This is a genomic window from Rathayibacter sp. AY1D1 (assembly GCF_002932635.1).
Classification (GTDB): Bacteria; Actinomycetota; Actinomycetes; order Actinomycetales; family Microbacteriaceae; genus Rathayibacter.
Genome location: NZ_PSVY01000008.1, coordinates 1 through 25,784, shown reverse-complemented (window position 1 = coordinate 25,784; position 25,784 = coordinate 1). Strand labels below are relative to the sequence as shown.

The following is a 25,784-nucleotide window of genomic DNA, read 5'->3' as shown; positions in this document are numbered from 1 at the left end:
CCGCCCCCGACCCCGTGATCCGAGGAGACCGACGATGACGATCCGCGACGACGACACCGCGACCGACGCCGATGTGCTGCGGCGGAGCGCGCTGTCCGCGCCGATGCCGGGTGAGCCCGGACTCGTGACGGCGGGCCCGTCGGTCGCGGCCTCCCAGCGCCGCCTCCGCGAGGACCGCTCCCACCCGCTCACCACGCGACGGTGGTTCGTGGTCGCGGGAGGCGCGATCCTGCCCGTGCTGCTGCTCGCCGCCTGGCAGATCGCGACGACGACCGGGATGGTCTCGGTGGCGGTCTTCCCCTCGCCCGCGATGGTCTGGGCGGCCGGCGTCGACCTCGCCCAGCGCGGCGACCTCGGCCAGGACGTCGCCATCTCGACGCAGCGCGTGCTCATCGGGTTCGCGCTCGGCTCGGCGCTCGGGCTCGTGGTCGGCGCGCTCTTCGGGCTCTCCCGCGTCTGGGAGGTCGTCCTCGGCCCGACCCTCGGCGCGATCCGGGCGGTCCCGTCGCTGGCCTGGGTCCCGCTGCTGCTGCTCTGGATGGGCATCGGCGAGGAGTCGAAGATCACGCTGATCACGATCGGCGCGTTCTTCCCCGTCTTCACCACGGTGGCCACGGCGCTCGGCCACGTCGACCGGCACCTCGTCGAGGCGGGCCGCGCCTTCGGCCTCTCGGGCGTCCGGCTCTTCACGACGGTGCAGCTGCCCGCGGTGATCCCCTCCGTGATCTCCGGGCTGCGCCTCGCGCTCGCCCAGTCGTGGCTGTTCCTGGTCGCCTCCGAGCTCATCGCCTCCTCGATGGGCCTCGGCTTCCGCCTCATCGACAGCCAGAACAACGGCCGGATCGACCGGGTGTTCCTGGCGATCGTCCTGCTGGCCGTGCTGGGCAAGCTCACCGATGCCGTCGTCGGCGTGTTCCAGCGCTACGCCGTGAGGAAGTGGGCGTGAGCGCCGGGGAGGGAGCTCCGAGCGTGAGCGGGACGATCGCCAACCTGCTCGACGAGCACCGCCGGTTCCCCCCGCCCGCAGCCTTCGCCGCGCAGGCGAACGCGGGCGCGGAGGAGTACTCGCGCGCCGCCGCCGATCCGGTCGCGTTCTGGGAGGAGGCCGCCCGCCGCCTCGAGTGGGCGGAGCCGTGGCACACCGCCCACAGCTGGGAGCCTGCCGCTCCGCTGCCCGACGGCTCGCTCTCGGTGCCGCGCACGACCTGGTTCGAGGGCGGACGGCTGAACGTGGCCGTCAACTGCGTCGACCGCCACGTGGACGCGGGACGCGGCGGGAAGACCGCCCTCCACTTCGAGGGCGAGCGCGGCGACCGGCGGTCGATCACCTACGCCGAGCTCCAGCGCGAGGTCTCCCGCGCCGCTAACGCGCTGACCGCGCTCGGGATCGGGAAGGGCGACCGCGTCGTCGTCTATCTCCCGGTGATCCCCGAGACCATCGTCATCACGCTCGCGATCGCGCGGATCGGAGCGATCCACTCGCTCGTCTTCGGCGGCTTCTCCGCCGAGGCGGTGCGGTTCCGCGTGGAGGACACCGGCGCGAAGCTCCTGGTCACCACGGACGGGCAGTTCCGGCGCGGAGCGGCGGTGCCGGTCAAGGCGAGCGCCGACCGGGCGGTCGAGGGCGTCGCGTCGATCGAGCACGTCCTCGTCGTCCGCCGCACCGATGAGACCGACGTCCCGTGGACCCCGGGCCGCGACGTCTGGTGGCACGAGCTGGTCGACGCGCAGAGCGACGTCCACGAGGCCGAGGCCTTCGACTCCGAGACGCCGCTGTTCATCATCTACACCTCCGGCACGACCGGGAAGCCCAAGGGGCTGGTGCACACCAGCGGCGGCTACCTCACGCAGGCCTCCTGGACGCACTGGGCGGTGTTCGACGCGAAGCCGGACGACGTGCACTGGTGCACCGCCGACCTCGCCTGGGTCACCGCCCACACCTACGAGATCTACGGACCGCTCTCGAACGGGCTCACCCAGGTCATCTACGAGGGCACCCCGAGCACCCCGCACACCGCCCGGCACTTCGAGATCATCGAGCGGTACGGGGTGACCGTCTACTACACGGCGCCGACGCTGATCCGGACGCTGATGACCTGGTTCCCCGAGGGCGTGCCCGCCCGGTACGACCTGTCGAGCCTGCGCCTTCTCGGCACCGTCGGCGAGTCCATCAACCCCGAGGCCTGGGTCTGGTTCCACGAGGCGATCGGCGGCGGTCGCTGCCCGATCGTCGACACCTGGTGGCAGTCCGAGACCGGCGCCGCGGTGATGTGCCCGCTGCCGGGCGTCTCGACCCTCAAGCCGGGCTCGTCGCTCGGAGCCCTGCCCGGGCTCGGCGTCCTCGTGGTGGACGAGCACGGCGAGCGGGTGCCGAACGGCTCCGGCGGCTACCTCGTGGTCGACCGGACCGGGCCGGCGCTCGCCCGGACCGTGTGGGGCGACCCGGAGCGGTACCGCGACTCCTACTGGGCCCGCTACGCGTCCCAGGGGTGGTTCTTCTCGGGGGACGGCGCGAAGTACGACACCGACGGCGACGTCTGGGTGCTCGGCCGCGTCGACGACGTCATCAACGTCTCCGGGCACCGCCTGTCCACGATCGAGATCGAGTCGGCACTCGTCGCCCATCCGGCCGTCGGCGAGGCCGGAGTCGTCGGAGTCGCCGACGCGACGACCGGCCAGGCCATCGCGGCGTTCGTCATCCCCTCCGACGAGGCCGTCGACCGCGCCGAGGAGGACCCGGCCTACTGGGCCGCGCTCGGCACGACGCTCTCGGCGCTCCTGCGCGACCACGTGGCGGTCGCGATCGGTCCGATCGCCAAGCCGCGCGACGTGGTGGTGGTGCCGGATCTGCCCAAGACCCGCTCCGGCAAGATCATGCGGCGGCTGCTCGGCGACATCCGCGACGGCCGCCCGCTCGGAGACGTGACGAGCCTCCAGGACGACACCGTCCCGGCGCGCATCGCCCGCATCGTCGCCGAGCGCGGGTAGGCGCCGCGCCAGTCGGACGCGGCGGGCGGACCCTGTTTCGGGGAGGCGTCGGGAGCCTGCGCGTCCGCGGCGAGGAGGGGCCGCCGGGGAGCATCCGGAGTAGCGTGAAGCCGTGCGCGACGTCCAACAGCAGATCATCTCCGAGCTCCACGTCTCCCCCGCCGTCGATCCGGCCGTCGAGGTCGAACGGCGCAGCGGATTCCTCGCCGACTACCTCCGCAGCACCGGCGCGAAGGGCCTCGTCCTCGGCATCAGCGGCGGCCAGGACTCGAGCCTCGCCGGGCGCCTCTGCCAGCTCGCGGTCGAGCAGGTCCGCGCGAGCGGCGGCGACGCCTCCTTCATCGCGGTCCGCCTGCCGTACAAGGTGCAGGCCGACGAGGAGGACGCCCAGCTCGCCCTCACGTTCATCCGCCCGGACCGCCAGGTCGTCTTCGACATCCACCAGGGCGTCGACGGCGTGGCCGCAGCATTCGGCGATGCGGTCGACGAGCCGATCAGCGACTTCGTGAAGGGCAACGTGAAGGCGCGGATGCGGATGATCGCGCAGTACGCGATCGCCGGCCAGGCCGGGATGCTCGTCGTCGGGACCGACCACGCGGCCGAGGCGGTCACCGGCTTCTTCACGAAGTACGGCGACGGCGGCGCCGACGTCCTCCCGCTCACCGGCCTCACCAAGCGGCAGGGGCGCTCGCTCCTCGAGCACCTGGACGCACCGGCCCGGCTCTACGAGAAGGCGCCGACGGCGGACCTGCTCGACGACAACCCCGGCCAGACCGACGAGACGAACCTCGGGCTCACCTACGCCGACCTCGACACGTACCTCGAGGGCGGCGAGGTCGACCAAGCCGTCGCCGAGGCCATCGAGGCGCGGTACGCCGCGACCGAGCACAAGCGCCAGGTGCCGCTGTCGATGTTCGACGACTGGTGGCGCTGAGCCGCCGCTGACCGCTGCCAGCGGCCGGCAGCTCAGGACCGCACGGGGCCCCGCTGAGGCGGGGCTCCCGTGCGTCCGGCGCGGAACCGGCGCGCAGTCCGGACCTGCCGCGGTATCAGGAGTCGGCGCGGGCGTTGTAGACGAGCACCTCGCCGGAGTCGACGGAGGCGCGGTAGGCGCGGAACACGTCGAGGGCCTCGTCGCGGAGCACGCCGTCGACGACCTCGATCCCGCGGGCCTCGAACTGCGCGGCCCAGTCCTCGCGCATCGGCCCCTCGTCGAAGGTGCTGATCTCCTCGAGCTCGGGGCCGGAGCCCGCGACGACCAGGCGGCGCACCCCCGACCACATCGTCGCTCCGTAGCACTGCACGCACGGGCGCCAGTTGACGACCAGGTCGTGCGCGGGGAGGCCCTCGCCGCCGAGGTCCCAGGTGCCGAGCGCGGTCTGCGCGAGACCGAGCGCCGTCACCTCGGCGTGGCCGGACGAGACCCCGCTGCCGAGGACGACGTTCACTCCGACCGAGACGAGACGACCGGAGTCGCGCTCGACGACGATCGCCGCGAACGGGCCGCCGTTCCCCTCGCGGAAGTTGCGGTCGGCGAGCGCGTGCACGAGGGCCATCCGGTCCTCGAGGCTCGGGAGGACCTCGGGGACGTCGCGGAGGGCGTCACCGATCCAGGCGGGCAGGGCGATCTCGTAGCGGGTGGCGAGGCGGTCGATGTCCATGGGTCCTCCGGGAGACGGGGCGGGGCTGGGCGGCGGGCGGAGAGGGATGCGCGGCAGGCACGGCACAAATGTCGCGCGGGCGGCGGCGGCCGCCCCCCTCAGCCTCGCAGTGCCGAGCGCCGGAGACGGAATCGGCCCGGCGCGTCGACGCGGAGGTCAGGCGAGGAGGGCCTCGCCGAGCGCCGCGGCCTGCGCCGCCCAGAAGCGCTTCGCCACGCCGGTCCGGCGGAACAGGGCGTCGAAGCCGTGGAAGGCGCCCTCCACGATCTCGAGCCCGCACGGCACTCCGGCCGCGCGCAGGCGCTCGGCGTAGCGGACGTCCTCGTCGTGGAAGAGGTCGAGGCCGCCGACGCCGATCCAGGCCGGCGGCAGGCCCGTGAGGTCGTCGCGGCGGGCGGGGGCGGCGTAGGCCGTGACGCCGGGGCCGCCGGGCTCGCCGGCGAGGTAGGCGGTCCAGCCGAAGCGGTTGCTGCCCGGGGTCCAGACGCGGACTCCGCGCGGAGGAGGACCGGGCCGGGTGACGGTGCGGTCGTCGAGCATCGGGTAGACGAGCAGCTGGAACGCGGGCTGCGCTCCTCCGCGGTCGTGGGCGAGGAGGGTCGCACCCGCGGCGATGCCGCCGCCCGCGCTCGCGCCTCCGACGGCGATGCGCGCCGGGTCGACGCCGCGCTCCTGCGCGTGCTCGACGAGCCGGTCGAACGCGGCCAGCACGTCCTCGACGGCAGCCGGGGCCGGATGCGCGGGCGCGAGGCGGTAGTCGACGGAGACGACCGTGATGCCCAGGGTGCGGGCGAAGTCGATGCAGGACGCCTCGTCCTGGAGGTGGCTGCCGAGCACCATGCCGCCGCCGTGCACCCAGAGGAGCGCGGGAGCGGTACCGCGGAGGATGCGCGGCCGATAGCTGCGGGCCCGGACGGGAGCGGCTCCGGCGACGGGGATCTCGACATCGTCGACCACGATGTCGGGCGGAGCCTCGCCTCCCTCGGCGGCGCGTCGCGTGGCGAGGCGCAGCAGTCGCGGGCCGAGGACGATCGGCGGGAGGAAGCGGCCGAGCGCGAGGTCGGGGTGGAAGAGGGGCGCCGTCGCGGCGGTGCGGGCTGACGCGGTCATGCGCGGGAGGCTACTCCTCGCGACCGTGCCGGCGCCCCTCGGCGGGACTACGGACGCACGAGGGTCTTGATCGCGCGGCGCTCGTCCATGGCGGCGTACGCCTCGGCGATCTCCTCGAGGGGCAGCTCGAGGTCGAAGACCAGACCGGGCTCGATCGCGCCGCTGAGCACGTCGGGCAGCAGCTCGGCCATGTAGCCGCGGACCGGCGCGACTCCGCCGTTGACGCCCACGTTCGAGCCGAACATCTGGCGGACGGGCAGCTCGGGGCCTCCGTTGGGGACGCCGACGTAGCCGACCATGCCGCCGGGGCGGGCGGAGTCGAGGGCCTGCTGCATCGACTCCTTGGTGCCGACGCACTCGAGCACGCAGTCGGCGCCGATCCCGCCGGTCAGCTCGCGGACGCGCGCGACGCCCTCGTCGCCGCGGGTCTCGACGATGTGGGTCGCCCCGAAGCGGCGGGCGAGGTTCTGCCGCGACTCGTGCCGCGACATCGCGATGATCGTGGTCGCGCCGAGGCGCTTGGCCGCCAGGACGGCGCAGAGGCCGACCGCGCCGTCGCCGACGACCGCGACGGTCGAGCCCGCGGTGACGCCGGCCGAGACCGCGGCGTGGTGGCCGGTCCCCATCACGTCGGCGAGGGTGAGCAGGCTCGGGATGAGCGCCGGGTCCGGATCGATGCCCACGCGGAAGAGCGTGCCGTCGGCGAGGGGCACGCGCACCTTCTCGCCCTGGGCGCCGTCCGCGAAGCCCTCCTCGCGGACCTCAGCGCCCCACCAGCCGCCGGTGAGGCACGAGGTGGAGACGCCGTTGGCGCAGTTCGCGCAGGTGCCGTCGCAGACGTAGAACGGGGCGATCACGAAGTCGCCGACCGCGACGTCGTGCACGTCGTCGCCGATCTCCTCGACGACGCCGACGAACTCGTGGCCGATGCGGTGCGCCTCCTTGGTGGGCGTGACGCCGCGGTAGGGCCACAGGTCCGAGCCGCAGACGCAGGCCGCGGTGACGCGGACGATCGCGTCGCGCCCCGTCGAGAGCTGCGGGTCGGGGACCTCCTCGAGTCGGATGTCGCGCTCGCCGTGGATGAGTGTTGCTCGCATGGGTGCTCCTGGTCGGGAGGGGGATGGGGTCGGCGTCCACGGTACGCCCGCGACCGGCCGCGGGCGCCGGAGAGGCGGGGGCTTGCACGAACGCGCGCCGACGCGGCCCAGGTGGAGAGCCGAGGCGCGGCCGGGGGCGGTCCGGCGCCGGGCGGGAGGCGTCCTGCCGGAACGGAGGGGCCCCGCAGCAGCCCTGCGCCGCGTCACGGCTGCGCCTCCGCCCAGCCGTCGCGCCCGATCACGACGTGCGCGAGGAACCGCAGGCCGCACGCCTCTGCCCCGTCGGCGATCGCCCGCGTCGCCGCACGGTCGGAGGGGAGCACCACGGCCTCGCCCGCGTGGCTGTGCGCCAGGCCGATGCCCGCCGCGCCGCGCGCCAGCACCTCGGCGAGCACGGCGGCGACGGGGATCTCGGCGTGCGCCGGGGCTCCGTCGGCCAGCGTCAGGACGTCGCGGACGGCTCCGGATTCGGCGAGCGCCACCGCCAGCACGGTCTCGACCGGCCGGGCGGCCAGCAGCGGAGCGACGAGCCCGGCCAGGCCGGCGGCGTCTGAGACGCGGGCGGCGCGCGAGGCGCGGTTCATCCTCCGCCGCAGCTCGAAGGAGGCGACCAGGCGGCAGGCGGCGACCTCACCGACTCCGCGGTGCCGCATCAGATCGGCCACCCCGGCCCGGGCGACGGCGTCGATGCCGCCGAAGCGCGCGAGGAGGCGCTGCGCGACGACGGTCGCGTTGGCGCCGCGGACGCCGGCCCCGATGAGCACGGCGAGGGTCTCGGCGTCGGTGAGCGCCTCCGGTCCGTAGGCGCGGAGGCGCTCCCTCGGCCTCTCCTCGGGAGGGAGGTCGGCCATCCGGGGGCCGGGCGTTTCGAAGGACATGCCGCCGACGCTACGGAGCCCGCCGGACGGGCGCGCCGCGGATCCCGCGACTGTGGACGACTCCCGCCCTCGCGCGCCCTGTGGAGGGACATCCCGTCGCCGCCCCCCGCGCTCCTCCCCCTGCGGGAACGCAGGAGTAGCGGTACTCGACCGCGACCACCGCGACGTCTGCGGACTCGCGACAGGGGTCGAGCACCCCGGTCAGTCCGACGCGGGCATCCCGGCCGTCACCGACAGGCTCTCGCCGTCCGGCGCCACGTCCACCAGCACCACGTCCCCGTCGCGCACCGTGCCGCCGAGCAGCGCCGTCGCCAGCTGGTCGTCGATCGCCCGCTGCATCAGCCGGCGCAGCGGCCGCGCGCCGTACTGCGGGTCGTAGCCGCGCTCGGCCAGCCACCCGCGGGCCGCGGGCGTCACCGCCAGGTCGAGCCGTCGCTCCGAGAGCCTCCTCGACAACCGGTCGACGTACAGCGACACGATCTCGCCGAGCTCCGTGCGGTCGAGCGCGTCGAAGATCACGATGTCGTCGAGCCGGTTCACGAACTCGGGCTTGAAGGCCTGGCGCACCATCTGCTGGACCGCCTCCTCCTTCTGCGGCCGCGACAGCGCCGGGTCCACGAGGAACTGCGACCCCAGGTTGGAGGTGAGGATGAGGATCGTGTTGCGGAAGTCGACCGTCCGCCCCTGGCCGTCGGTGAGCCGGCCGTCGTCGAGCACCTGCAGCAGGACGTCGAACACCTCGGGGTGCGCCTTCTCGATCTCGTCGAGGAGCACCACCGAGTACGGGCGGCGGCGGACCGCCTCCGTGAGCTGGCCGCCCTGCTCGTAGCCGATGTAGCCGGGAGGGGCGCCGACCAGCCGCGAGACGGCGAACTTCTCGCCGTACTCCGACATGTCGATGCGGACCATCGCCTTCTCGTCGTCGAAGAGGTGGTCGGCGAGCGCCTTCGCCAGCTCGGTCTTGCCGACGCCGGTCGGCCCGAGGAAGAGGAAGGAGCCGGTCGGCCGGTCGGGGTCGGAGATGCCCGCGCGGGTGCGGCGCACCGCGTCCGCGACGGCCGACACCGCCTCGTCCTGGCCGATCAGTCGGCGGTGCAGCTCGGTCTCGAGGTGCAGCAGCTTCTCGGTCTCGCCCTGCAGGAGGCGCCCGACGGGGATGCCCGTCCAGGCGGCGATCACCGCGGCGATGTCGTCGGCCGTCACCTGCTCGTTGACCATGCGGCCCTCGGCCGGCTCCTCCTCCGCCTCGGCGGCCGCGAGCTCGCGCTCGATCACCGGGATGTCGCCGTAGAGCAGCTTCGACGCGCGCTCGAGCTTGCCCTCGCGCTGCGCCCGCTCGGCGGCGATCCGCAGGGCGTCGAGCCGGTTCTTGAGCTCGCCGACGCGGTTGAGGGAGGCGCGCTCGCGCTCCCAGCGCTCCTGCAGCTCCTCGAGCTGGGCGCCGCGGCGGGCCAGGTCCTCGCGCAGCTTCTCCAGCCGCGCCTTCGAGGCCTCGTCCTTCTCCTTCTTCAGCGCCAGCTCCTCGAGCCTCAGCCGGTCGACGGAGCGGCGCAGCTCGTCGATCTCGACGGGAGCGGAGTCGATCTCCATGCGCAGCCGCGACGCGGCCTCGTCGATCAGGTCGATCGCCTTGTCCGGCAGCTGGCGGGAGGTGATGTAGCGGTTCGAGAGCGACGCGGCGGCGACCAGGGCGGAATCGGCGATCGCCACCTTGTGGTGCGCCTCGTAGCGCTCCTTCAGCCCGCGGAGGATCGCCACGGTATCCTCGACGGTCGGCTCGCCGACGAAGACCTGCTGGAAGCGGCGCTCGAGAGCGGCGTCCTTCTCGATGTACTGGCGGTACTCGTCGAGCGTCGTCGCGCCGATCATCCGCAGCTCGCCGCGCGCCAGCATGGGCTTGAGCATGTTCGCGGCCGCCACCGACCCCTCGCCGCCGCCCGCGCCCATCAGCGTGTGCAGCTCGTCGATGAAGGTGATGATCCGGCCGTCGGACTCCTCGATCTCCTGGAGCACGGCCTTCAGCCGCTCCTCGAACTCGCCGCGGTACTTCGCTCCGGCGATCAGGGCCGAGAGGTCGAGGCTGACGAGCTGCTTGCCCTTGAGGCTCTCGGCGACGTCGCCCGCGACGATCCGCTGGGCGAGCCCCTCGACGACGGCGGTCTTGCCGACGCCGGGCTCGCCGATGAGGACGGGGTTGTTCTTGGTGCGGCGCGTGAGCACCTGGCTGACGCGCCGGATCTCGGCGTCCCTCCCGATCACCGGGTCGAGCTTGCCGCTCGCCGCGATGGCGGTCAGGTTGACGCCGTACTGCTCGAGTGCGGACTTCTCGTCCTGCTGGGGCATCCGACCGGCCTGCATGATGGTGGTCTCCTCCGTGGCTCGAAAGTTGAGTTCGACGGACTCAACTTTACTCCCGCGACGGCTCCGGCGGTCAGGCCGTCAGAAGATCGCTGTCGCGGCCCTGGAGCGTCTCGAGCGCGTTCCGGAGGATCGAGCGCAGCCGGAACTCGTCGATCCCGGTCAGCGCCGAGATCTCGGCCTGCGAGAAGCCGCCGGCCGCAGCCAGCAGCAGGAGCTCGCGGTCCGGGCAGTCGAGGGCGAGCAGGCCGCTGCCGAGCGGACGCCGGGCGAGCTCGTGCGCGGTGCCGAGGGTCTCGCAGAGGACCTCGAGCACCCACAGCACGGGCTCCGGCGAGCGGGCGCCCTCGCGGGAGCGGCGCCAGACGGCGGTGAAGACGTCGGTGCAGAGCCGGTCGCGGCCGGCCGGGTCGGCCTGGACCGTGCCGACGCACGCCGAGACGAGGCCGCCGAAGCGGTCGACGAGCTCTCCCAGAGCGGAGGCGTCCCCCGTGGCGGAGCGGGCCAGCAGACGGGCGGCGTCCTGCGTCAGCGGCGGACGCACCCGTCCTCCGGTCGCGTCCTCGCCTCCAGCACTCACAGGCCTCAGCGTGTCACCGACTCCGGGACGGCGGGACCAGTTGCGCGGAAGGGGGGTGACATGTATGGAGCGGATCCGCTATCCGACATCAGAGGCGCGGCCAGCGCGCGCGGGCGAAGCAGAAGAGCCCGTAGGCGATGAGCCCGACGGCGACGAAGCCGAGGAGGAGCACACCTGCCGGCAGCTCCACGAGCGACTTCAGCGCCTCGTCGAGCCCGCCCGCCTGCTCCGGATCATGGGTGACGGCGGCGACGATCAGCAGCACGCCGAGAGCGCCGAGGACCACGCCCTTGGCGACGTAGCCGGCGACGCCGAGCACGGTGACGACGGTGCCCGCCGTACCGCCCGGCTCCGCGACGTTCTCGAGGAACTTCCTGCTCGCTCCGCGGTACACGAAGACGCCGCCGACCGCGAGGACGGCCAGTCCCGCGATCACGAGCAGCACGACTCCGCCCGGCGCCGAGAGCACCTGCGCGCTCGCGCTCTCGGACGACTCGGACGAGCTCGACCCGCCGCCCGTCGCGAACTTCAGCGCCGTCACGCCGAGGGCGCCGTAGACGACGGCCTTGCCCGCCTCCTTCAGCCGGCTGCCCCAGGTCTTCAGGGCGCTCTCGCGCGGGCGGACGAGGAACGCCTCGAGCAGCCCCCAGAGCGCCAGGCCGAAGAGGCCGACCGTGCAGATCCAGAGGATCACCAGACCGCCGGGCTGCGCCGCGAGGGCGCCGAGAGCACCGCTCTGGTCGGCCTCGCCTCCGCCGCCGCGGGCCACGCCGAGCGCGATCACTCCGATCAGGAGGTGGACGAGGCCGTTCGCCGCGAAGCCGCCGCGGGCGAGGGTCCGCACCGCCCGCGAGTCCTGGATGTCGTCGGCGGTGCGCTGGGCGTCGGCGGTGCTCGGAGTGTTCACAGGGTGGACGCTACGCGTTTCCACACCCCCGCGCCCGGCGCTCCGCCGTTCGGAGCTGCTCCCGGAGCCGGTTCTCCACACCTTTCCACAGGGTTGTCCACAGCTGTGGAATCGCTGGAGGGACGAGCGGATCACACGTCGACGGCGCGGACGAGCCCGTCCTGCACGCCGCCCAGCCAGTCGTAGACGCTGCGGATCGCGGCCGCACTCCCCTCCTCCGGGACGACGTCGTCGGTGTCGTCGATCCCCAGCCGCACGGCCAGAGCGAGCCGCATGTCGGTCAGTGCGCGGAGCCAGGCGATCGCCTGCGGCTCCTCGAGACGGACCGCGACCTCGCCCAGCCCCTCGAAGATCCGGCCGTGACTCGTGCCGTCGCCGGCGTCGAGGGCCGCCGTGACGGCGCGGGCGTCGTCCATCTTGCGGGCGGCGAGGTCCGGAGCGGTGAAGCGGCGGAACTCGTCGGCCGCCTCGGCGTCGTCGCGGTAGGCGTCGGGCAGGAGGCGGGCGAGCGCCGGATCGGAGCGGGCCTCCTCCGAGGACGCCCCGCGATCGAGCAGCTCGAGCATCTCGCCGGCCAGATGGCGGAGGATCCCGGCCTCCTCGCGGTCGAAACGGGCGACGGCCGCTCCGGAGGAGTCGCGGCGGAACGCGCGCATCAGCCGAGTCCTCGGATGCCGCGAGCGGGGTGCTCTCCGGTCTCCGCGGCCGCGGGGCGCAGCGGGGCGCTCACGCGTCGGCCTTCTGCAGCGTCGCCCACAGGCCGTAGCCGTGCATCGCCTCCACGTGCCGCTCCATCTCCTCGCGGTTGCCGGTCGCGACGACCGCGCGCCCCTCGGTGTGCACCTGCAGCATCAGCCGCTCCGCCTCGGCCCGGCCGAAGCCGAAGTAGCTGCGGAAGACGTACGAGACGTACGACATCAGGTTGACCGGATCGTCCCAGACAAGCACGATCCACGGGACCTCGGCCGCCGAGCGGGTCGCCAGGCGCTCGTCCGCGCGCTCGATCGTGTCCGCCATCCCTCCAGCGTAGGCCGCGGCGCGGACGGACGCCCGGGCGCGCAGGCCGGAGCGTGCTGCCCGCAGCCCGCGAGCGCCCAGGAGTCGTCGCACTCGGCGCGGAGCCGCGAGGACGAGACCGCGAGAAGCCAGGAGTCGTCGCAGTCGAGCGCGAGTGCGACGACTCCTGGACGGTCGGAGCAGAGTCAGCAGCGGCGCCCGCCCTACGCCGACAGGCGCGGCAGGACCTCCCGGGCGAAGAAGTCGAGGTGGTCGAGGTCCTGCAGGTCCATGAACTGCAGGTAGACGCGCTCGCAGCCGGCCTCGCGGAGGGACTCGAGGCGGTCGACCGCCTCGTCGACGCCGCCGGCCACTCCGTGCTCGCGCAGCTCGGCGGGCTCGCGGCCGATCGCCGCGGCACGGCGCGTGAACTCCGCCTCGTCGCCTCCGCCGACCGCGATCAGCGCGACCGAGTGCACGAGCGACGAGGGCTCGCGCCCGATCGCCCGGCACGCCTCGTCGACGCGCTCGAAGGCCCCCGGGATCGCGTCGAAATCGGGGAAGGGCAGGTTGAACTCGCTCGCGAACCGCGCCGCGAGCGCCGGGGTCCGCTTGGGGCCGCCGCCACCGACGATCACCGGCAGCGGCAGGCGGGCGGGCTTGGGCAGGGCCGGGGAGTCGGTCAGCGTGTAGTGCTCGCCGGCGAAGGAGTAGCGCTCGCCGACCGGCGTCGACCACAGGCCGGTCACGATCTCGAGCTGCTCCTCGAGGAGGTCGAAGCGGCGCGGAGGGAAGGGGATGCCGTACGCGGCGTGCTCCTCCTCGAACCAGCCGGTGCCGAGGCCGAGCTCGGCACGGCCCCCGGACATCGCGTCGACCTGGGCGACCTGGATCGCGAGGATCCCCGGCGGCCGGTAGGTGACGGAGGAGACGAGCGTGCCGAGCGCGATCCGCTCGGTCTCGCGGGCGAGGCCGGCGAGCGTCGTCCACGCGTCGGACGGGCCTACGCCGGGGTCGCCGTCCCCCATCCGGAGGTAGTGGTCGGAGCGGAAGAAGCCGTCGTAGCCGAGGCTCTCGGCGGCCTGCGCGACGGCGAGGAGGTCCTCGTAGCTCGCGCCCTGCTGGGGTTCGGTGAACACTCTGAACTGCACGGGTCCAGCCTCCCGCACCGGGGCCGGATCATGCCAGCCCGGCTCCCCCGGCCGGGGCCGCCGACGGGCCCCCGTGTACCGTGGACGGTTGCCGCCGACGAGAGGACCCCATGTCCGAGCACCCGTCCTCCCCGGACACCGCCCCCGCCACCGCGGGCACGACCGCCCCTCCGCACCGCCTCGCGCGGTGGGTCTTCTGGCCCGCCGCCGTCCTGACGCTGTCGATCGCGGCCTTCGCGATCCTCGCGCCCGACGCCGCGACCTCCGTGTTCTCGACACTGCAGACCACGGTCGTCAACACGTTCAGCTGGTACTACGTGCTGATCGCCGCGGTCTTCGTGGCCTTCGCGATCTGGATGGGCGTCAGCCGCTTCGGCGACATCAAGCTCGGCGCCGACGACGACGAGCCCGAGTTCTCGATGCTCGCCTGGATCTCGCTCCTCTTCGCCGCCGGCATGGGCATCGGCCTCGTCTTCTACGGCGTCGCAGAGCCGCTCACCCACTTCGCCACTCCGCGCCCGGGCGTCACCGGCACCGAGACGCAGCTCGCGCAGAGCGCGATCTCGCAGACCTACCTGCACTGGGGCGTCCACGCCTGGTCCATCTACGTGGTGGTCGGCCTCGCCCTCGCCTACGCGATCCACCGCCGCAAGCGGCCGGTGTCGATCCGCTGGGCGCTGGAGCCGCTGCTGGGCCGCCGGGTCCGCGGCGGCTGGGGCAACGCGATCGACGTGGTCGCCCTGGTCGGCACCATGTTCGGAGTCGCGACCTCGCTCGGCCTGGGCGTCACCCAGATCTCGGCGGGCCTGGAGGCGAGCGGCATCGTGGAGTCGTCGCTCACCGTGCAGATCGTGGTCATCGCCGTGGTCACGGGCCTGACCGTCTTCTCGCTGATCTCGGGCGTGGGCAAGGGCATGAAGTGGCTCTCGACCGGCAACCTGCTGCTCGCCGCCGCGCTCCTCGTCTTCGTGCTCGTCGCCGGCCCGACCCAGTTCCTCCTCCGCGAGTTCGTGCAGTCGCTCGGCAACTACCTGCAGAACTTCATCGGCCTGACCTTCACGGTCAGCGCCTACGCCGGGCGCGAGGGCGAGCAGTGGCAGGCCTCGTGGACCACGTTCTACTGGGGCTGGTGGATGTCGTGGGCGCCGTTCGTCGGCATCTTCATCGCCCGCGTCTCCAAGGGCCGGACGGTCCGCGAGTTCGTCGGCGGCGTGCTGCTCGTGCCGACGATCATGACCTTCCTCTGGTTCAGCGTCCTCGGCGGCACCGCCATCTACCGCGAGCTCTACGGCGACGGCGGCCTCGTCGGCGCCGACGGCTCGGTCGACACCAACCTGGCGCTCTTCTCGATGCTGCAGGGACTGCCCGCGGGCTCGGTGCTGACGATCGGCGCGATCCTCCTGATCGGCGTCTTCTTCGTGACCTCCGCCGACTCCGGAGCGCTCGTGATGTCGATGATCGCGACCGGCGGCGAGCCGGAGCCGCGCAACCGCATCCGCGTGTTCTTCGCCGTCGCGACCGCGCTGCTCGCCCTGTCGCTCCTGGTCGCCGGCGGCCTCGACGCCCTGCAGACCGCGGCGATCCTCTCGGCCCTGCCGTTCAGCGTCGTGATGATCCTGATGTGCGTCGCGACGGTGATCGCCTTCCGCCGCGAGATCCGCGCCTACGACAAGGCCCGCCGCAAGGCGTTCGTCGGCGACATCGGCACGTTCTACGGCCTCGAGGTCGAGGATCCGGCGGAGCGCGAGCCCGCCCACCCGATCAAGCGCCTCGCGCACCGCCTGAAGCCGGGGTCGAAGGAGTAGTCGGCTCTGAGGAGCAGCCAGGTCGGAGGAGGCCGGGCGCCGCTGGGGCGCCCGGCCGGCCGATCAGCTGGGCGACGGGATGAAGGGGTGCTCCGGCGGGTCCTGGTCGTCGCCGAGGCGGGCGTCGGCGCCCTGGTCGAGCGCCTCGTCGATCGACTCGGGGTCGTCGATCTCGGCCGGGTCCTCCGGCGGGACCGGCAGGGAGTCGCCGTCGGGGCGGGTGGTGTCGGTGACGTCCTCGGGGGCGTCGAAGCCGAAGCTGCTCATGGTTCCCTCTCCGCGGTGCGCCCGGGAGGCGGCGCCGCTGCGGGCAGCCTAGGTCGCGTCCCCGGAGGCGGTCACGGACTTGACGGGGCACCCGAGGGGCCCCGCGGGGTCGGCCTGCTCCGGAGGAGCCTCCGCCCCGGCAGCCGTCAGTGCACGTACTCGAGCAGGTCGGCTCCGAGGGTGCGCATGCCCTCCAGCACCGCGAGGCGGTAGTGCAGGGTCGTGTCGTCGAACTGGGTGGCGACCGCGTAGGCGACTCCGGCGCGCGGGCCGCGGAGGACGCCGGCCTCGGCGCGGACGCCGACGTCGGTGCCGGTCGCGTTGACGAGCAGGACCCCGTGGTCGGGGTGGCGGTGCGCGAGCGGGTCGAGCCCGAACGAGGCGGCGACCATCGAGAGGTCGGTGCCGAGCGAGAGCCAGCCGATCACCCGCGAGCTCACGGCGGCGTCCACGATCTCGCCGTTCGCGAGGGTGGCGAGCAGCCAGGTCAGCTCGCGGGCGGAGCCGATCGAGAGCTGCGGCGCGTCGTCCGGGCCGCGCTCGTCGCGCACGACGTCGAGCAGGGCGGTGCGGGAGAGGCCGAGCGCCTCGGCCCGCTCGCGCACGGCGTCGAGACCGACGCGGCGCAGCAGGACGTTGGTCGCGAGGTTGTCGCTGGAGGCCCCGACGAGGGCGGCGAGGTCGGCGATCGGCATCGACGGCACCTGGAGGTGCTGCCAGAGCCCGGAGCCCGAGACCGCGTCCGCCGCGGTCCGGTCGACCAGGCGCAGGTTCTCCTGCGGCTCGTTCGCCAGCCGGGCGGCGACCTCGATCAGCAGCACGACGGTGCCGAGGGAGGCGGTGGGCATCGAGACGGAGTCGTCGACCGCGAACAGGGTGCGGCCGGTCGCCAGGTCGACGGCGCGCGCCGAGACGACGACCCCGTCGATCGCGAGACGGCCGAGGGCGTCGAAGCCGCGCTGGAAGTTCTCGCGGTCGCCGCCGCCCTTGTGGCGCCCCCGGCGGTTGCGTCGGCTCTCACGGCGGGTCTCGCTGGTGGGGATCACCACGGGTACGGTCCCTCTACGGGTCGGGAGTGCGGTCGTGCGGAGGGGGGACCTGGGTCCTCACGCGCCGGCAGGACGCGCGATCGGCGGACGACCCCGCGGCATCGGTCGGCTCTCGATGCCCGGGGCTCCTCGTCCGTGGTGCGGAGGTGGTCGGCGGCGACTACCAGATGGTGACGCGCTCGCTCGGGGAGAGCCAGAGGGCGTCGCCTTCGGAGACGTCAAAAGTAGCGTAGAACTCGTCGATGTTCCGGACGATCTGGTTGCAGCGGAACTCGGCCGGAGCGTGCGGATCGATGGCGAGGAGGCGGATCGTCTCCTCGTCGCGGGACTTCTGCTGCCAGGCCTGCGCCCAGGAGAGGAAGAAGCGCTCGGCGCCGGTCAGGCCGTCCACGACGGGCGGCTCCTCGCCGTCCAGCGAGAGCAGGTACGCCTTCCAGGCGATGCCGAGACCGCCGAGGTCGCCGATGTTCTCGCCGATGGTCAGGGCGCCGTTCACGTGGTGCCCGGGCGTGGTCGCGGGAGCGAGCGCGTCGTACTGCGCGATGAGCGCCTTCGTCCGCTCCTCGAACGCGGCCCGGTCCTCCTCGGTCCACCAGTCGGTGAGGCGGCCGTCGCCGTCGAAGCGCGAGCCCTGGTCGTCGAAGCCGTGGCCGATCTCGTGACCGATGACGGCGCCGATCGCTCCGTAGTTCGCGGCGGGGTCGCGGGCCTCGTCGAAGAAGGGGAACTGCAGGATCGCGGCCGGGAAGACGATCTCGTTGAAGCCCGGGTTGTAGTACGCGTTGATCGTCTGCGGGGTCATGAACCACTCGTCGCGGTCGAGCGGGCGGCCGATCTTGCCGAGCTCGCGGGCGAACTCGAACTCGGCCACGCGGCGGGCGTTGCCGAGCAGGTCGGCCGGGTCGATCGAGAGGGCGGAGTAGTCGCGCCAGCGCACCGGGTAGCCGATCTTGGGCGTGAACTTCGCGAGCTTCTCGAGCGCGCGCTCGCGGGTGGCGGGGCTCATCCACTCCAGGTCGACGATGGAGCGGCGGTACGCCTCGATGAGGTTCGCGACCAGCACGTCCATCGCGGCCTTCGCCGTCTCGGGGAAGTGGCGGGCGACGTAGGTGCGGCCGACCGCCTCGCCGAGCGACCCCTCGACGAGCGAGACGGCGCGCTTCCAGCGCTCCCGCTTCTGCGGGGTGCCGGTGAGGGTGCGGCCGTAGAAGTCGAAGTTGGCGTCGACGAAGCCGCTGGACAGGTAGGCCGCGGCTCCGCGGATCACCTGCCAGGACAGCCAGTCGCGCCAGGCCGGGAGCCGGTCCTCGATGAGCAGGCCCGCGAGGCCCTGGAGGAAGCTCGGCTGGCGGACGACCACCTCGGCGAGCGCCCCCTCCGGAGCGCCCATCGCAGTGAGCCACACGCCGAGGTCGACGCCCGCGGCGAGCTCCTCGACCTCGGACCAGGAGCGGAGGTTGTAGGTCGCCTGGCTGTCGCGGCTGCGGACCTTGTCCCAGTGGGCGGCAGCCAGATCGGTCTCGAGGGCGACGATGCGCTCGGCGCGGGCCTCGGCGGCGTCGATGCCGGCCAGCGCCAGCATCCGCGCGACGAACGGCGTGTAGGCCTCGCGGACGGAGGCGAACTCCTCCTCGCGGTAGTAGCTCTCGTCCGGCAGGCCGAGGCCGCCCTGGTTGACGAAGACGAGGTAGCGCTCGGGGCTGCCCGGGTCGTTGTCGACGAAGAGGCCGAAGAGCCCGGGGACGCCGGTGCGCTCGAAGGCGCCGACCGCGCGGAGCAGGCCGGGGATCGAGTCGACCCGCTGCACGGCGGCGAGGTCGTCGGCGATCGGGGCGGCGCCGAGCTCCTCGGCCCGCTCCTCGTCCATGAAGGAGGCGTAGAGGTCGCCGAACAGGCGCTCCTCGGTGCCGTGCTGCGCGGTCTGCGCCTCGACGATGATGTCGCGCACGGCCTTCTCCGCCTCCTCCTGGAGGACGTGGAAGGAGCCGTAGCGCGCCTTGTCGGCGGGGATCTCGGTGCGGTCGATCCAGAGCCCGTTGACGTGCCGGTAGAGGTCGTCCTGCGGGCGCGTCGCGGGGTCGAGTTCGGAGCGGTCGATACCGGAGCGAGGCGTCGTCGAGGTCATGGCGGACAGCCTACGTCGGGCCGCCGACACGGTGGCGCGAGGTGCGGCGGGTCGAGCGCGGAGCCGCGGAGGGCGGGCGCGGAGCCGCGGGAGGGCCGGGCGCGCCACCGTCCGGCTCGCGGGGGCGGACTGCTCCTGCGAGCCGGACGGTGGCCGACGGGGACGCCGGAGCGTCAGCGCCCGAGCTGCTCCTCGACGTACGCGCGGATCGGCGTGGTCGGCCGCCCGATCAGGCGGGCGAGCGAGCCGTCGGTCCCGCCGAGGAGGCCGTCGGCGATGTTCGCGTCGAGGCCGACGACGAAGCCGACTCCGCCCTCGGGGACGCCGGCGCCGGTGAGGACGCGGGCGTGCTCGTCGGAGGAGACGTGGCTGATCGCGGCGTCGCGTCCGGCGACCTCGGCGACGATCGCGGCCAGCTCGTCGAAGCTCCAGGCGATGTCGCCGGAGAGCTCGTGCACGGTGCCGACCAGGGACGGGTCGGTCAGGGCGACCGCTGCGGCCTCGGCGTAGTCGGTGCGCGCGGCGCTGGCGACGCGGCCCTCGCCGGCGCTCGAGAGGGTGCTGCCGGTGGAGGCGAGCTCGGCGACGGTCTGCTCGTAGTTCTCGTTGTACCAGCCGTTGCGGAGGACGACGGCGGGGATGCCGCTGGCGGCGATCGCCTCCTCCGTGGCCTTGTGCTCGGGGGCGAGGATGAGCGCGCTCGTGGTCGCCTTCGGGGCGCTCGTGTAGACCAGGCGCGCGCCGGCGCGGACGGCGGCGTCGATCGCGGCGGTGTGCTGCGCGACGCGCCTGCCGACCTCGGAGCCCGAGACGAGGAGGACGGCCTCGGCGCCGGAGAAGGCGGCGTCGAGCGAGGCGGGGTCGTCGAAGTCCGCGACGGCGGTGCGGACGCCGAGGTCGGCGGCGAGCGCCTCGAGCTTCGCGGCGTCGCGGCCGGTGGCGACGATGTCGGAGGCGGCGGTGCCGCGGGCGAGCAGGTGCTCGACGGCGAGACGGCCGAGGTGGCCGGTGGCTCCGGTGACGACGAGGGTCATGAGGGGTCCTTCCTGACGGGTGGGGCGGGCGGGGTCCGCCGCCAGGAGGGTGCAACCGGCGCATCCTCCTCCTGCTTCCCGGAATGCAGTACCCACTATTTCGTTAGTACTGTCATCACCCCTGTCCCGAGGAGCACCCATGACGATCGCCGACTCCCCCCTGCTCGCCGGGGACGTCTACTCCGCCGACTGCCCGAGCCGCGAGGTCTTCGGCCACGTCACCAGCAAGTGGGGCGTCCTGGTGCTCGCGGCGCTCGCTCCGGGCACGCTGCGCTGGGGCGCTCTGCGGCGCCGGATCGGCGGGATCAGCGAGAAGATGCTCGCCCAGACGCTGCGGATCCTGGAAGAGGACGGCTTCGTGCACCGCGAGGCGCGGCCGGTCGTCCCGCCGCACGTCGAGTACCGGCTGACGCCGCTGGGAGCGGAGCTGGCGGATCGGCTGCTGCCGGTCGTCGAGTGGATCGCGGGGAACGTCGGGGCGGTCCTGGAGGCGCGCTCGGAGGGCCGCCGGGAGGGAAGGTGAGCCTCACCTTCTTGTGAGAACGTTCACAATCCGTTCAGGGAGGAGCCTCCACCCGGCGGCATCGGCGCCCCCTCCCCCTGCTTGCCTCGATCGCGTCTCCTGCTCGTGATCGAAGGACCTCCATGTCAGACACCGCCCGCCGCCCGCTCCTCCTCCCGATGGCCGGCCACGTGCGCGGCAAGCGCAGCCCCGTCACCTGCGCGCTGAAGTGCGCCAACGCCTGCTCCACCGCGACCTGCAACACGTCGCACAACAGCTACTTCCGCGACATCGTCTCGTCGCAGCTCTCCCGCCGCAGTGCCCTCGGCCTCGGCCTGGCCGGCGCGGTCACCGTCGCCGTCGCCTCCGCCGGAGGAGCGCCCACCGCCGAGGCGGCCGTGGCGACCGCGGCCGACGGCTCGCCGCTCGCCTTCACTCCGATCGCTCCGGTGCCGTACACGGTCGACCGGTTCACCGTCCCCGAGGGCTTCGCGTGGCAGCCGATCATCCGCTGGGGCGACCCGCTCTTCGCCGACAGCCCCGCCTTCGACATCGCCGACCAGACGGAGGCCGCCCAGGCCGCGCAGTTCGGCTACAACAACGACTACACCGACATCGTCGAGATCCCGGGCTCGAAGCGCCTCCGCGCCCTGCTCGTCGTGAACCACGAGTACACGAACGAGAGCATCATGTTCCCGGCCGCGCAGCTCGAGGCGGAGCCGGAGCGCGTGCGCGCCGTCGGCCGCGCCGCCCACGGCCTCAGCGTCGTCGAGCTGGTCCGCACCGCGGTCGACCGCCCGTGGGCCTACGTCCGCGGGGGCGAGCGCAACCGCCGCTACCTGCTCGACACCCCCTACGAGGTGACCGGCGCCGCCGCCGGCACCGACCTGCTGAAGACGGTCGCCGACCCCGAGGGCCGCACCGTGCTCGGCACGCTCGGCAACTGCTCCGGGGGCACGACGCCGTGGGGCACGATCCTCTCGGGCGAGGAGAACTTCAACGGCTACTTCCGCGCCGTCGGCACGAGCGACGCCGAGAAGCGCTACGGCCTCGCCGACTCCGAGACCTCGCGCCTCTGGGAGCTCGACGACCCCCGCTTCGACGCCCGCACCCCGGGCTACGAGAACGAGCCGAACCGCTTCGGCTGGATCGTGGAGTTCGACCCCTTCGACCCCGACTCCACGCCGAAGAAGCACACGGCGCTCGGCCGGCTCAAGCACGAGGGCGCGAACGTCATCATCGCCCCGGACGGCCGCGTGGTCGCGTACCAGGGGGACGACGAGCGCTTCGACTACCTCTACAAGTTCGTCTCGACGAAGCGCTACATCGAGGGCGACCGCGCCCACAACAAGACCCTGCTGGAGGAGGGCGACCTCTACGTCGCCCGCTTCACCGGCGACTCCCCCGTGGCCGAGATCACCGGCACCGGGGCGGCCCCCTCGGACGGCGGCTTCGACGGCATCGGCGAGTGGCTGCCCCTGGTGCTGAACGGCGCCTCGACGATCGCCGGGATGAGCGTCGCCGAGGTGCTCGTGCACACCCGCCAGGCGGCGGACGCCGCGGGCGCGACCAAGATGGACCGCTGCGAGGACGTGCAGCCCAGCCTGGTCAGCGGCCGGATCTACGTGGCCTGTACCAACAACTCCGCCCGCGGCACCGAGGGCGCCAAGGAGGGCGCGACCGAGGTCAACCCGCGCACCGAGAACCGCGACGGCCACATCGTCGAGATCATCGAGGACGGCGGCGACCAGACCGGCCGCACCTTCACCTGGAACCTGCTGATGCTCTGCGGCGACCAGGCGCAGGGCGACGTCGTCTACTTCTCCGGCTTCCCGGCGGACCAGGTCTCGCCGATCTCGTGCCCGGACAACCTGGCCTTCGACTCGGTCGGGAACCTCTGGATCTCGACCGACGGCGCCCCGAGCGGCATCGGCTACAACGACGGGCTCTTCAAGGTCGCGCTCGAGGGCGCGACGCGCGGCAGGGTGGAGCAGTTCCTCTCGGTGCCCCGCGACGCCGAGACCTGCGGACCGATCGTCCACGACCTCGACCAGCACGTGTTCGTGGCGGTGCAGCACCCGGGCGAGGAGGGCACCTTCGAGGCGCCGACCTCGTTCTTCCCGGACTACGGATCGACGGCGGCGGGAGCGGTGGCGGCACCGCGTCCGACCATCGTGCAGATCCTGCCGGCGTCGCAGGTCGTGGCGCCGACTCCGACGCCGACCGCCGGGCCGACCACGGCACCGACGACCCCGCCGACCACCGCGCCCACGGCGACTCCCACCACGGCACCGACCGCCGGGCCGACTGCGGCGCCCACCGTTGCTCCGTCCCCGGTGCCCACGACCGCGCCGACCGGCACGCCGACCCCGCTGCCCGTCGGCGGCTCGGGCGGCGGGCTGGCCTCGACCGGAGTCGAGAGCGTCGGCCTGATCGCGGGCGCCACCGCGCTCCTGGCCGCGGGCGCCACCGCGCTCGGACTCGGAGCGCGCCGCCGCGCGGCCGCCGAGGGCGAGGACGACCAGCAGGCGTGAGGCCGGACAGGGCCCGGGACCGATCACAGGATCGGGGCCCGGGCCCTGTCGCGCTCGGGGACCCGCCGCTCAGGCCCCCGGGACCGGCGGGCCGGTGCGCCAGCGGAGGATCGCCGCGGCGTCGGCGTCGTGCGGCAGCGTCACCACGTCGACCCCCTCCGGAGCGGTGCGGGAGTCGGTGACGAGCACGCGCGCGTCCGTGAGCACGGCGGCGCGGGCCAGCGCGAGGGCGGCGTCGACGGAGTCGATCACCTCGGCGCCCAGCGCCTCCTCCGGGGCCGACGCGACCCACGGCTCCGTGGCGAGCGCCAGCAGAGCGCGCTCGCGCAGCCGGCCGGGGTCGAGCACCAGCGTCTCGACCTGTGCCGAGGCCAGCGCCGTGACGATCGCGCCGAGCGAGTACTCGACGGTGCGGCGCGGCTCCCCGGTGCGCAGGGCGTCGAGCACGTCCTCCTTCTCGCGCAGCAGGATGCGGTCGAGCTGCTCGTCGACGAACCGCTCCAGCGCCCCCTCCTCGCTGCCGGCGGCCCGCGTGTTCACGGGCTCGACGGCCAGGATCGCGGCGCTGCTCGGCGAGAGCTGCTGCGCGAGCAGCTGCCGGGCGTGGATGTCCCCCGCGACGACCAGCAGGCACGGCCGGTGCACGCGCACGAGCTCGTCCACCGCGGCGGCGAGCTCGGCCTGCGTGCGCCGCCAGATCTCCTCCGCGTGGTGGTGGAACCGGTCGTGCCGCCAGCCGCCGGCCTGCGCCTTGTGGAGGGTGTCGGTGCGGCCCTGCACGGCCTGCTCGGCCTCGGGTCGCTGCGCGCCCAGGCGGTGCAGGCGGATCTCGCCGCCGTCCCGCGAGGTCTCGACGACGAGGACGCGCAGGTCGGGCCGGTGCTGCAGCAGCGGCACGATGTCGGGGAGCGGGCTGTAGGAGACGCCCTCGGGCGCGACCGGCCGACCCGGCAGCACCTCGTTCAGCACGACCCTCCCGTCCACGGCGACCGCGAAGAGGCAGCAGCCGCCCTGGGGGCGCCCGGCCCCCTCGAGCAGAGCGGTGAGGGCCCGGATGTCGGCCTGCGGCGCACCCTGGCGGGCGAGCTCGTCTCCGAGGGACGTGGCGCGCTCGAGCGAGATGTCCGGCGGATCGCCGGAGTCGATCGCGAGGTCGACGTAGAGCTGCGACACGGGCCGGGAGTCGCGGAGGAGCTCGGCCAGGGTCGGGAGAGCGGGGGTGGTGGTCACCATCGGGTCGTCCTTTCCTGTCGTGTCCCGACAGTGTCGGACGGCAGGAGCGGGAGGAGGGACGGGGTTGACTGCTCGCGCGCGCCTCAGAGCAGGCGGCGCGCGGAGGCCCAGGCGGTGAGCTCGTAGCGGGAGGAGAGCTGCAGCTTGCGGAGGACGGCGGAGACGTGGGACTCGACCGTCTTGACCGAGATGAAGAGCTCGGCGGCCGCCTCCTTGTAGGCGTAGCCGCGGGCGATCAGGCGCATCACCTCGCGCTCGCGGGCCGAGAGCCGGTCGAGCTCGTCCACCGACTCCGCCTGCTCGCCCGCCAGCGCCCCGAAGGCGTCGAGCACGAAGCCGGCCAGGCGCGGCGAGAACACGGCGTCCCCGCCCGCCACCGCGAGCACGGCCCGGCTCACCTCGGCTCCGGAGCTGGCCTTGGTGATGTAGCCGCGGGCGCCCGCGCGGATCACGCCGACCACGTCCTCCGCGGCGTCCGAGACGCTGAGCGCCAGGAAGCGCGACGACGACCCGGCGCTGCGCCGCAGCACCTCGGCCCCGCCTCCGCCCGCACCGCCCGGCAGGTGCACGTCGAGCAGCACCACCTCGGGCGCGAGCGAGGCGACCAGGCCGACGGCGGAGTCGACGTCGGCCGCCTCCCCGACGACCTCGAGCTCGGGGGCGAGGTCGGCCCGCAGGCCGGAGCGGAAGATGGAGTGGTCGTCGACCAGCAGCACGCGGGTCACCGCTCGACCTCCGCGGGGAGCCGAAGATGCACCTCGGTGCCGGTGCCGCCGACTCCGGGGCGCACGGTCGCGCTGCCGCCCGCGCGCGCCATCCGGCCGATGATCGACTCGCGGATGCCGAGGCGGTCGCCGGGCACCTCGTCGAGGACGACGCCGGGGCCGCGGTCGCGCACGAACACGTCGACGCCCTGCACGGAGGACTCGAGGTACACCGAGACGTCGCCGCCCGCGTGCCGGGCCGCGTTCAGCACGGCCTCGCGGGTCGCGGCGAGGAGCGCGGCGGCGCCGGGGACGGACGCTCCGACAGCCACCACCTCGAGGTGCACGGGGTAGTCGAGCTCGACGGCGGCGGCGATCGCCCGGACCTCGGCGGCCAGGTCGTTGGCGACCGGGACGTCGCGCTCGAACAGCCAGTCGCGCAGCTCCCGCTCCTGGGCGCGGGCGATGCGGGCGACCTCGCTCGAGGCTCCGGCGCGGTTCTGGATGAGCGCGAGGGTCTGCAGCACGGAGTCGTGCAGGTGCGCGGCGATCTCGGCCCGCTGCTCCTCGCGCACGCGGGCGGCGCGCTCGCCCATCAGCTCGGACCAGAGGGTCACCACCCGGGGCGCGGCCAGCACGCCGGCGGCGATCAGCAGCACGCCCACGGCGAGCACCGCGTTGAGCGCGCTCGGGCGGCCGGTGAGCACGGCCGCTCCGGCGAGCACCAGCAGCGCGCAGGAGGCGAGGCGCACTGCGGAGCCGTACCGGGCGGGGCGGACGGCGTCGCCGCGGTCGAGCCCGAGGC

The 25,784-nt window shown here is 73.7% G+C and carries 23 protein-coding genes; 6 read left to right on the top strand and 17 right to left on the bottom strand.

Annotated features, from left to right (window positions below; all coding sequences use genetic code 11):
• Positions 1 to 34: 34 nt before the first annotated feature.
• From C5C56_RS07760 to nadE, 3 genes are all read left to right on the top strand, one after another.
• Positions 35 to 946: an ABC transporter permease gene (locus tag C5C56_RS07760; RefSeq protein ID WP_244229541.1), complete on the top strand. Its 912-nt coding sequence runs from the start codon at positions 35 to 37 to the stop codon at positions 944 to 946.
• Positions 947 to 969: 23 nt separating this feature from the next.
• Entirely contained in the window at positions 970 to 2,988 is a 2,019-nt protein-coding gene (gene acs, locus C5C56_RS07755; protein WP_104288816.1) for an acetate--CoA ligase, read from the top strand.
• Positions 2,989 to 3,100: 112 nt separating this feature from the next.
• The gene (nadE, locus tag C5C56_RS07750; RefSeq protein WP_104225736.1) at positions 3,101 to 3,922 is read left to right on the top strand and encodes an ammonia-dependent NAD(+) synthetase; all 822 of its coding nucleotides are present in this window, start codon (positions 3,101 to 3,103) and stop codon (positions 3,920 to 3,922) included.
• Positions 3,923 to 4,037: 115 nt separating this feature from the next.
• Here nadE and C5C56_RS07745 read toward each other — a convergent pair whose 3' ends face one another.
• The 10 genes from C5C56_RS07745 to C5C56_RS07700 form a co-directional block, all read right to left on the bottom strand.
• Complete coding sequence (locus C5C56_RS07745; RefSeq protein WP_181027247.1) at positions 4,038 to 4,649, bottom strand: nucleoside deaminase; 612 nt, start codon at positions 4,647 to 4,649, stop codon at positions 4,038 to 4,040.
• A gap of 156 nt (positions 4,650 to 4,805) precedes the next feature.
• A complete protein-coding gene (locus C5C56_RS07740) occupies positions 4,806 to 5,759 on the bottom strand; it encodes an alpha/beta hydrolase fold domain-containing protein (RefSeq protein ID WP_104319343.1) in 954 nt (317 codons plus the stop codon).
• 47 nt (positions 5,760 to 5,806) lie between these two features.
• Positions 5,807 to 6,856, bottom strand: a complete 1,050-nt coding sequence (locus tag C5C56_RS07735; protein ID WP_104222823.1) for a zinc-dependent alcohol dehydrogenase family protein — start codon at positions 6,854 to 6,856, stop codon at positions 5,807 to 5,809.
• 203 nt (positions 6,857 to 7,059) lie between these two features.
• A complete protein-coding gene (locus C5C56_RS07730) occupies positions 7,060 to 7,734 on the bottom strand; it encodes a RadC family protein (protein WP_146085515.1) in 675 nt (224 codons plus the stop codon).
• A gap of 201 nt (positions 7,735 to 7,935) precedes the next feature.
• Positions 7,936 to 10,077 carry an ATP-dependent Clp protease ATP-binding subunit gene (locus C5C56_RS07725; protein WP_374952925.1) on the bottom strand — a complete coding sequence of 714 codons (2,142 nt, stop codon included), beginning with the start codon at positions 10,075 to 10,077 and terminating at the stop codon, positions 7,936 to 7,938.
• Positions 10,078 to 10,165: 88 nt separating this feature from the next.
• The gene (locus C5C56_RS07720) at positions 10,166 to 10,672 is read right to left on the bottom strand and encodes an RNA polymerase sigma factor (protein WP_146079687.1); all 507 of its coding nucleotides are present in this window, start codon (positions 10,670 to 10,672) and stop codon (positions 10,166 to 10,168) included.
• Between the two features lie 88 nt (positions 10,673 to 10,760).
• Positions 10,761 to 11,579: a DUF1206 domain-containing protein gene (locus C5C56_RS07715; protein ID WP_104225741.1), complete on the bottom strand. Its 819-nt coding sequence runs from the start codon at positions 11,577 to 11,579 to the stop codon at positions 10,761 to 10,763.
• 131 nt (positions 11,580 to 11,710) lie between these two features.
• Positions 11,711 to 12,235, bottom strand: coding sequence for a DUF2017 domain-containing protein (locus tag C5C56_RS07710; protein ID WP_104225742.1), 525 nt, complete (start codon positions 12,233 to 12,235; stop codon positions 11,711 to 11,713).
• Between the two features lie 70 nt (positions 12,236 to 12,305).
• Positions 12,306 to 12,596 (bottom strand): ATP-dependent Clp protease adapter ClpS, encoded by a 291-nt coding sequence (gene clpS, locus C5C56_RS07705; RefSeq protein ID WP_104222829.1) that lies wholly within the window; start codon positions 12,594 to 12,596, stop codon positions 12,306 to 12,308.
• 203 nt (positions 12,597 to 12,799) lie between these two features.
• Positions 12,800 to 13,726, bottom strand: a complete 927-nt coding sequence (locus C5C56_RS07700) for an LLM class F420-dependent oxidoreductase (RefSeq protein WP_104225743.1) — start codon at positions 13,724 to 13,726, stop codon at positions 12,800 to 12,802.
• A gap of 110 nt (positions 13,727 to 13,836) precedes the next feature.
• Between C5C56_RS07700 and C5C56_RS07695 the strand changes: the two genes are divergently transcribed.
• Entirely contained in the window at positions 13,837 to 15,531 is a 1,695-nt protein-coding gene (locus C5C56_RS07695; RefSeq protein WP_104239473.1) for a BCCT family transporter, read from the top strand.
• A 63-nt stretch (positions 15,532 to 15,594) separates the two neighbouring features.
• Here C5C56_RS07695 and C5C56_RS07690 read toward each other — a convergent pair whose 3' ends face one another.
• From C5C56_RS07690 to C5C56_RS07675, 4 genes are all read right to left on the bottom strand, one after another.
• Positions 15,595 to 15,798 carry a hypothetical protein gene (locus C5C56_RS07690; protein ID WP_104222832.1) on the bottom strand — a complete coding sequence of 68 codons (204 nt, stop codon included), beginning with the start codon at positions 15,796 to 15,798 and terminating at the stop codon, positions 15,595 to 15,597.
• 146 nt (positions 15,799 to 15,944) lie between these two features.
• Positions 15,945 to 16,847 carry a serine hydrolase gene (locus C5C56_RS07685; RefSeq protein WP_104222833.1) on the bottom strand — a complete coding sequence of 301 codons (903 nt, stop codon included), beginning with the start codon at positions 16,845 to 16,847 and terminating at the stop codon, positions 15,945 to 15,947.
• 160 nt (positions 16,848 to 17,007) lie between these two features.
• Positions 17,008 to 18,972, bottom strand: coding sequence for a M13 family metallopeptidase (locus C5C56_RS07680; protein ID WP_104319342.1), 1,965 nt, complete (start codon positions 18,970 to 18,972; stop codon positions 17,008 to 17,010).
• 173 nt (positions 18,973 to 19,145) lie between these two features.
• A complete protein-coding gene (locus C5C56_RS07675; RefSeq protein WP_104319341.1) occupies positions 19,146 to 20,006 on the bottom strand; it encodes an NmrA family NAD(P)-binding protein in 861 nt (286 codons plus the stop codon).
• Positions 20,007 to 20,145: 139 nt separating this feature from the next.
• Here C5C56_RS07675 and C5C56_RS07670 point away from each other — a divergent pair, with 139 nt between their 5' ends.
• On the top strand, positions 20,146 to 20,529 hold the full coding sequence (locus C5C56_RS07670) for a helix-turn-helix domain-containing protein (RefSeq protein WP_160033071.1): 384 nt from the start codon (positions 20,146 to 20,148) through the stop codon (positions 20,527 to 20,529).
• A gap of 122 nt (positions 20,530 to 20,651) precedes the next feature.
• Positions 20,652 to 23,042, top strand: coding sequence for a PhoX family phosphatase (locus C5C56_RS07665; RefSeq protein WP_104319340.1), 2,391 nt, complete (start codon positions 20,652 to 20,654; stop codon positions 23,040 to 23,042).
• 69 nt (positions 23,043 to 23,111) lie between these two features.
• On the opposite strand, the gene C5C56_RS07660 is transcribed toward C5C56_RS07665, so the two are convergent.
• From C5C56_RS07660 to C5C56_RS17790, 3 genes are all read right to left on the bottom strand, one after another.
• Positions 23,112 to 24,275, bottom strand: a complete 1,164-nt coding sequence (locus tag C5C56_RS07660; RefSeq protein ID WP_104319339.1) for a Vms1/Ankzf1 family peptidyl-tRNA hydrolase — start codon at positions 24,273 to 24,275, stop codon at positions 23,112 to 23,114.
• 83 nt (positions 24,276 to 24,358) lie between these two features.
• A complete protein-coding gene (locus C5C56_RS07655; RefSeq protein ID WP_104225749.1) occupies positions 24,359 to 25,000 on the bottom strand; it encodes a response regulator transcription factor in 642 nt (213 codons plus the stop codon).
• Positions 24,997 to 25,784 (bottom strand): sensor histidine kinase (locus C5C56_RS17790; protein WP_374954272.1); only part of this gene is annotated, 788 nt, incomplete at its 5' end. The genes C5C56_RS17790 and C5C56_RS07655, both read right to left, overlap by 4 nt.

What these genes read in the sequence shown, in the direction of transcription:
- C5C56_RS07760 (WP_244229541.1), top strand. Translation starts at nt 35, where the DNA reads ATGACGATCCGCGACGACGACACCGCGACCGACGCCGATGTGCTGCGG.
- C5C56_RS07745 (WP_181027247.1), bottom strand. Translation starts at nt 4,649, where the DNA reads ATGGACATCGACCGCCTCGCCACCCGCTACGAGATCGCCCTGCCCGCC.
- C5C56_RS07740 (WP_104319343.1), bottom strand. Translation starts at nt 5,759, where the DNA reads ATGACCGCGTCAGCCCGCACCGCCGCGACGGCGCCCCTCTTCCACCCC.
- C5C56_RS07735 (WP_104222823.1), bottom strand. Translation starts at nt 6,856, where the DNA reads ATGCGAGCAACACTCATCCACGGCGAGCGCGACATCCGACTCGAGGAG.
- C5C56_RS07730 (WP_146085515.1), bottom strand. Translation starts at nt 7,734, where the DNA reads ATGTCCTTCGAAACGCCCGGCCCCCGGATGGCCGACCTCCCTCCCGAG.
- C5C56_RS07725 (WP_374952925.1), bottom strand. Translation starts at nt 10,077, where the DNA reads ATGCCCCAGCAGGACGAGAAGTCCGCACTCGAGCAGTACGGCGTCAAC.
- C5C56_RS07710 (WP_104225742.1), bottom strand. Translation starts at nt 12,235, where the DNA reads ATGCGCGCGTTCCGCCGCGACTCCTCCGGAGCGGCCGTCGCCCGTTTC.
- clpS (WP_104222829.1), bottom strand. Translation starts at nt 12,596, where the DNA reads ATGGCGGACACGATCGAGCGCGCGGACGAGCGCCTGGCGACCCGCTCG.
- C5C56_RS07695 (WP_104239473.1), top strand. Translation starts at nt 13,837, where the DNA reads ATGTCCGAGCACCCGTCCTCCCCGGACACCGCCCCCGCCACCGCGGGC.
- C5C56_RS07690 (WP_104222832.1), bottom strand. Translation starts at nt 15,798, where the DNA reads ATGAGCAGCTTCGGCTTCGACGCCCCCGAGGACGTCACCGACACCACC.
- C5C56_RS07680 (WP_104319342.1), bottom strand. Translation starts at nt 18,972, where the DNA reads ATGACCTCGACGACGCCTCGCTCCGGTATCGACCGCTCCGAACTCGAC.
- C5C56_RS07675 (WP_104319341.1), bottom strand. Translation starts at nt 20,006, where the DNA reads ATGACCCTCGTCGTCACCGGAGCCACCGGCCACCTCGGCCGTCTCGCC.
- C5C56_RS07670 (WP_160033071.1), top strand. Translation starts at nt 20,146, where the DNA reads ATGACGATCGCCGACTCCCCCCTGCTCGCCGGGGACGTCTACTCCGCC.
- C5C56_RS07665 (WP_104319340.1), top strand. Translation starts at nt 20,652, where the DNA reads ATGTCAGACACCGCCCGCCGCCCGCTCCTCCTCCCGATGGCCGGCCAC.
- C5C56_RS07660 (WP_104319339.1), bottom strand. Translation starts at nt 24,275, where the DNA reads ATGGTGACCACCACCCCCGCTCTCCCGACCCTGGCCGAGCTCCTCCGC.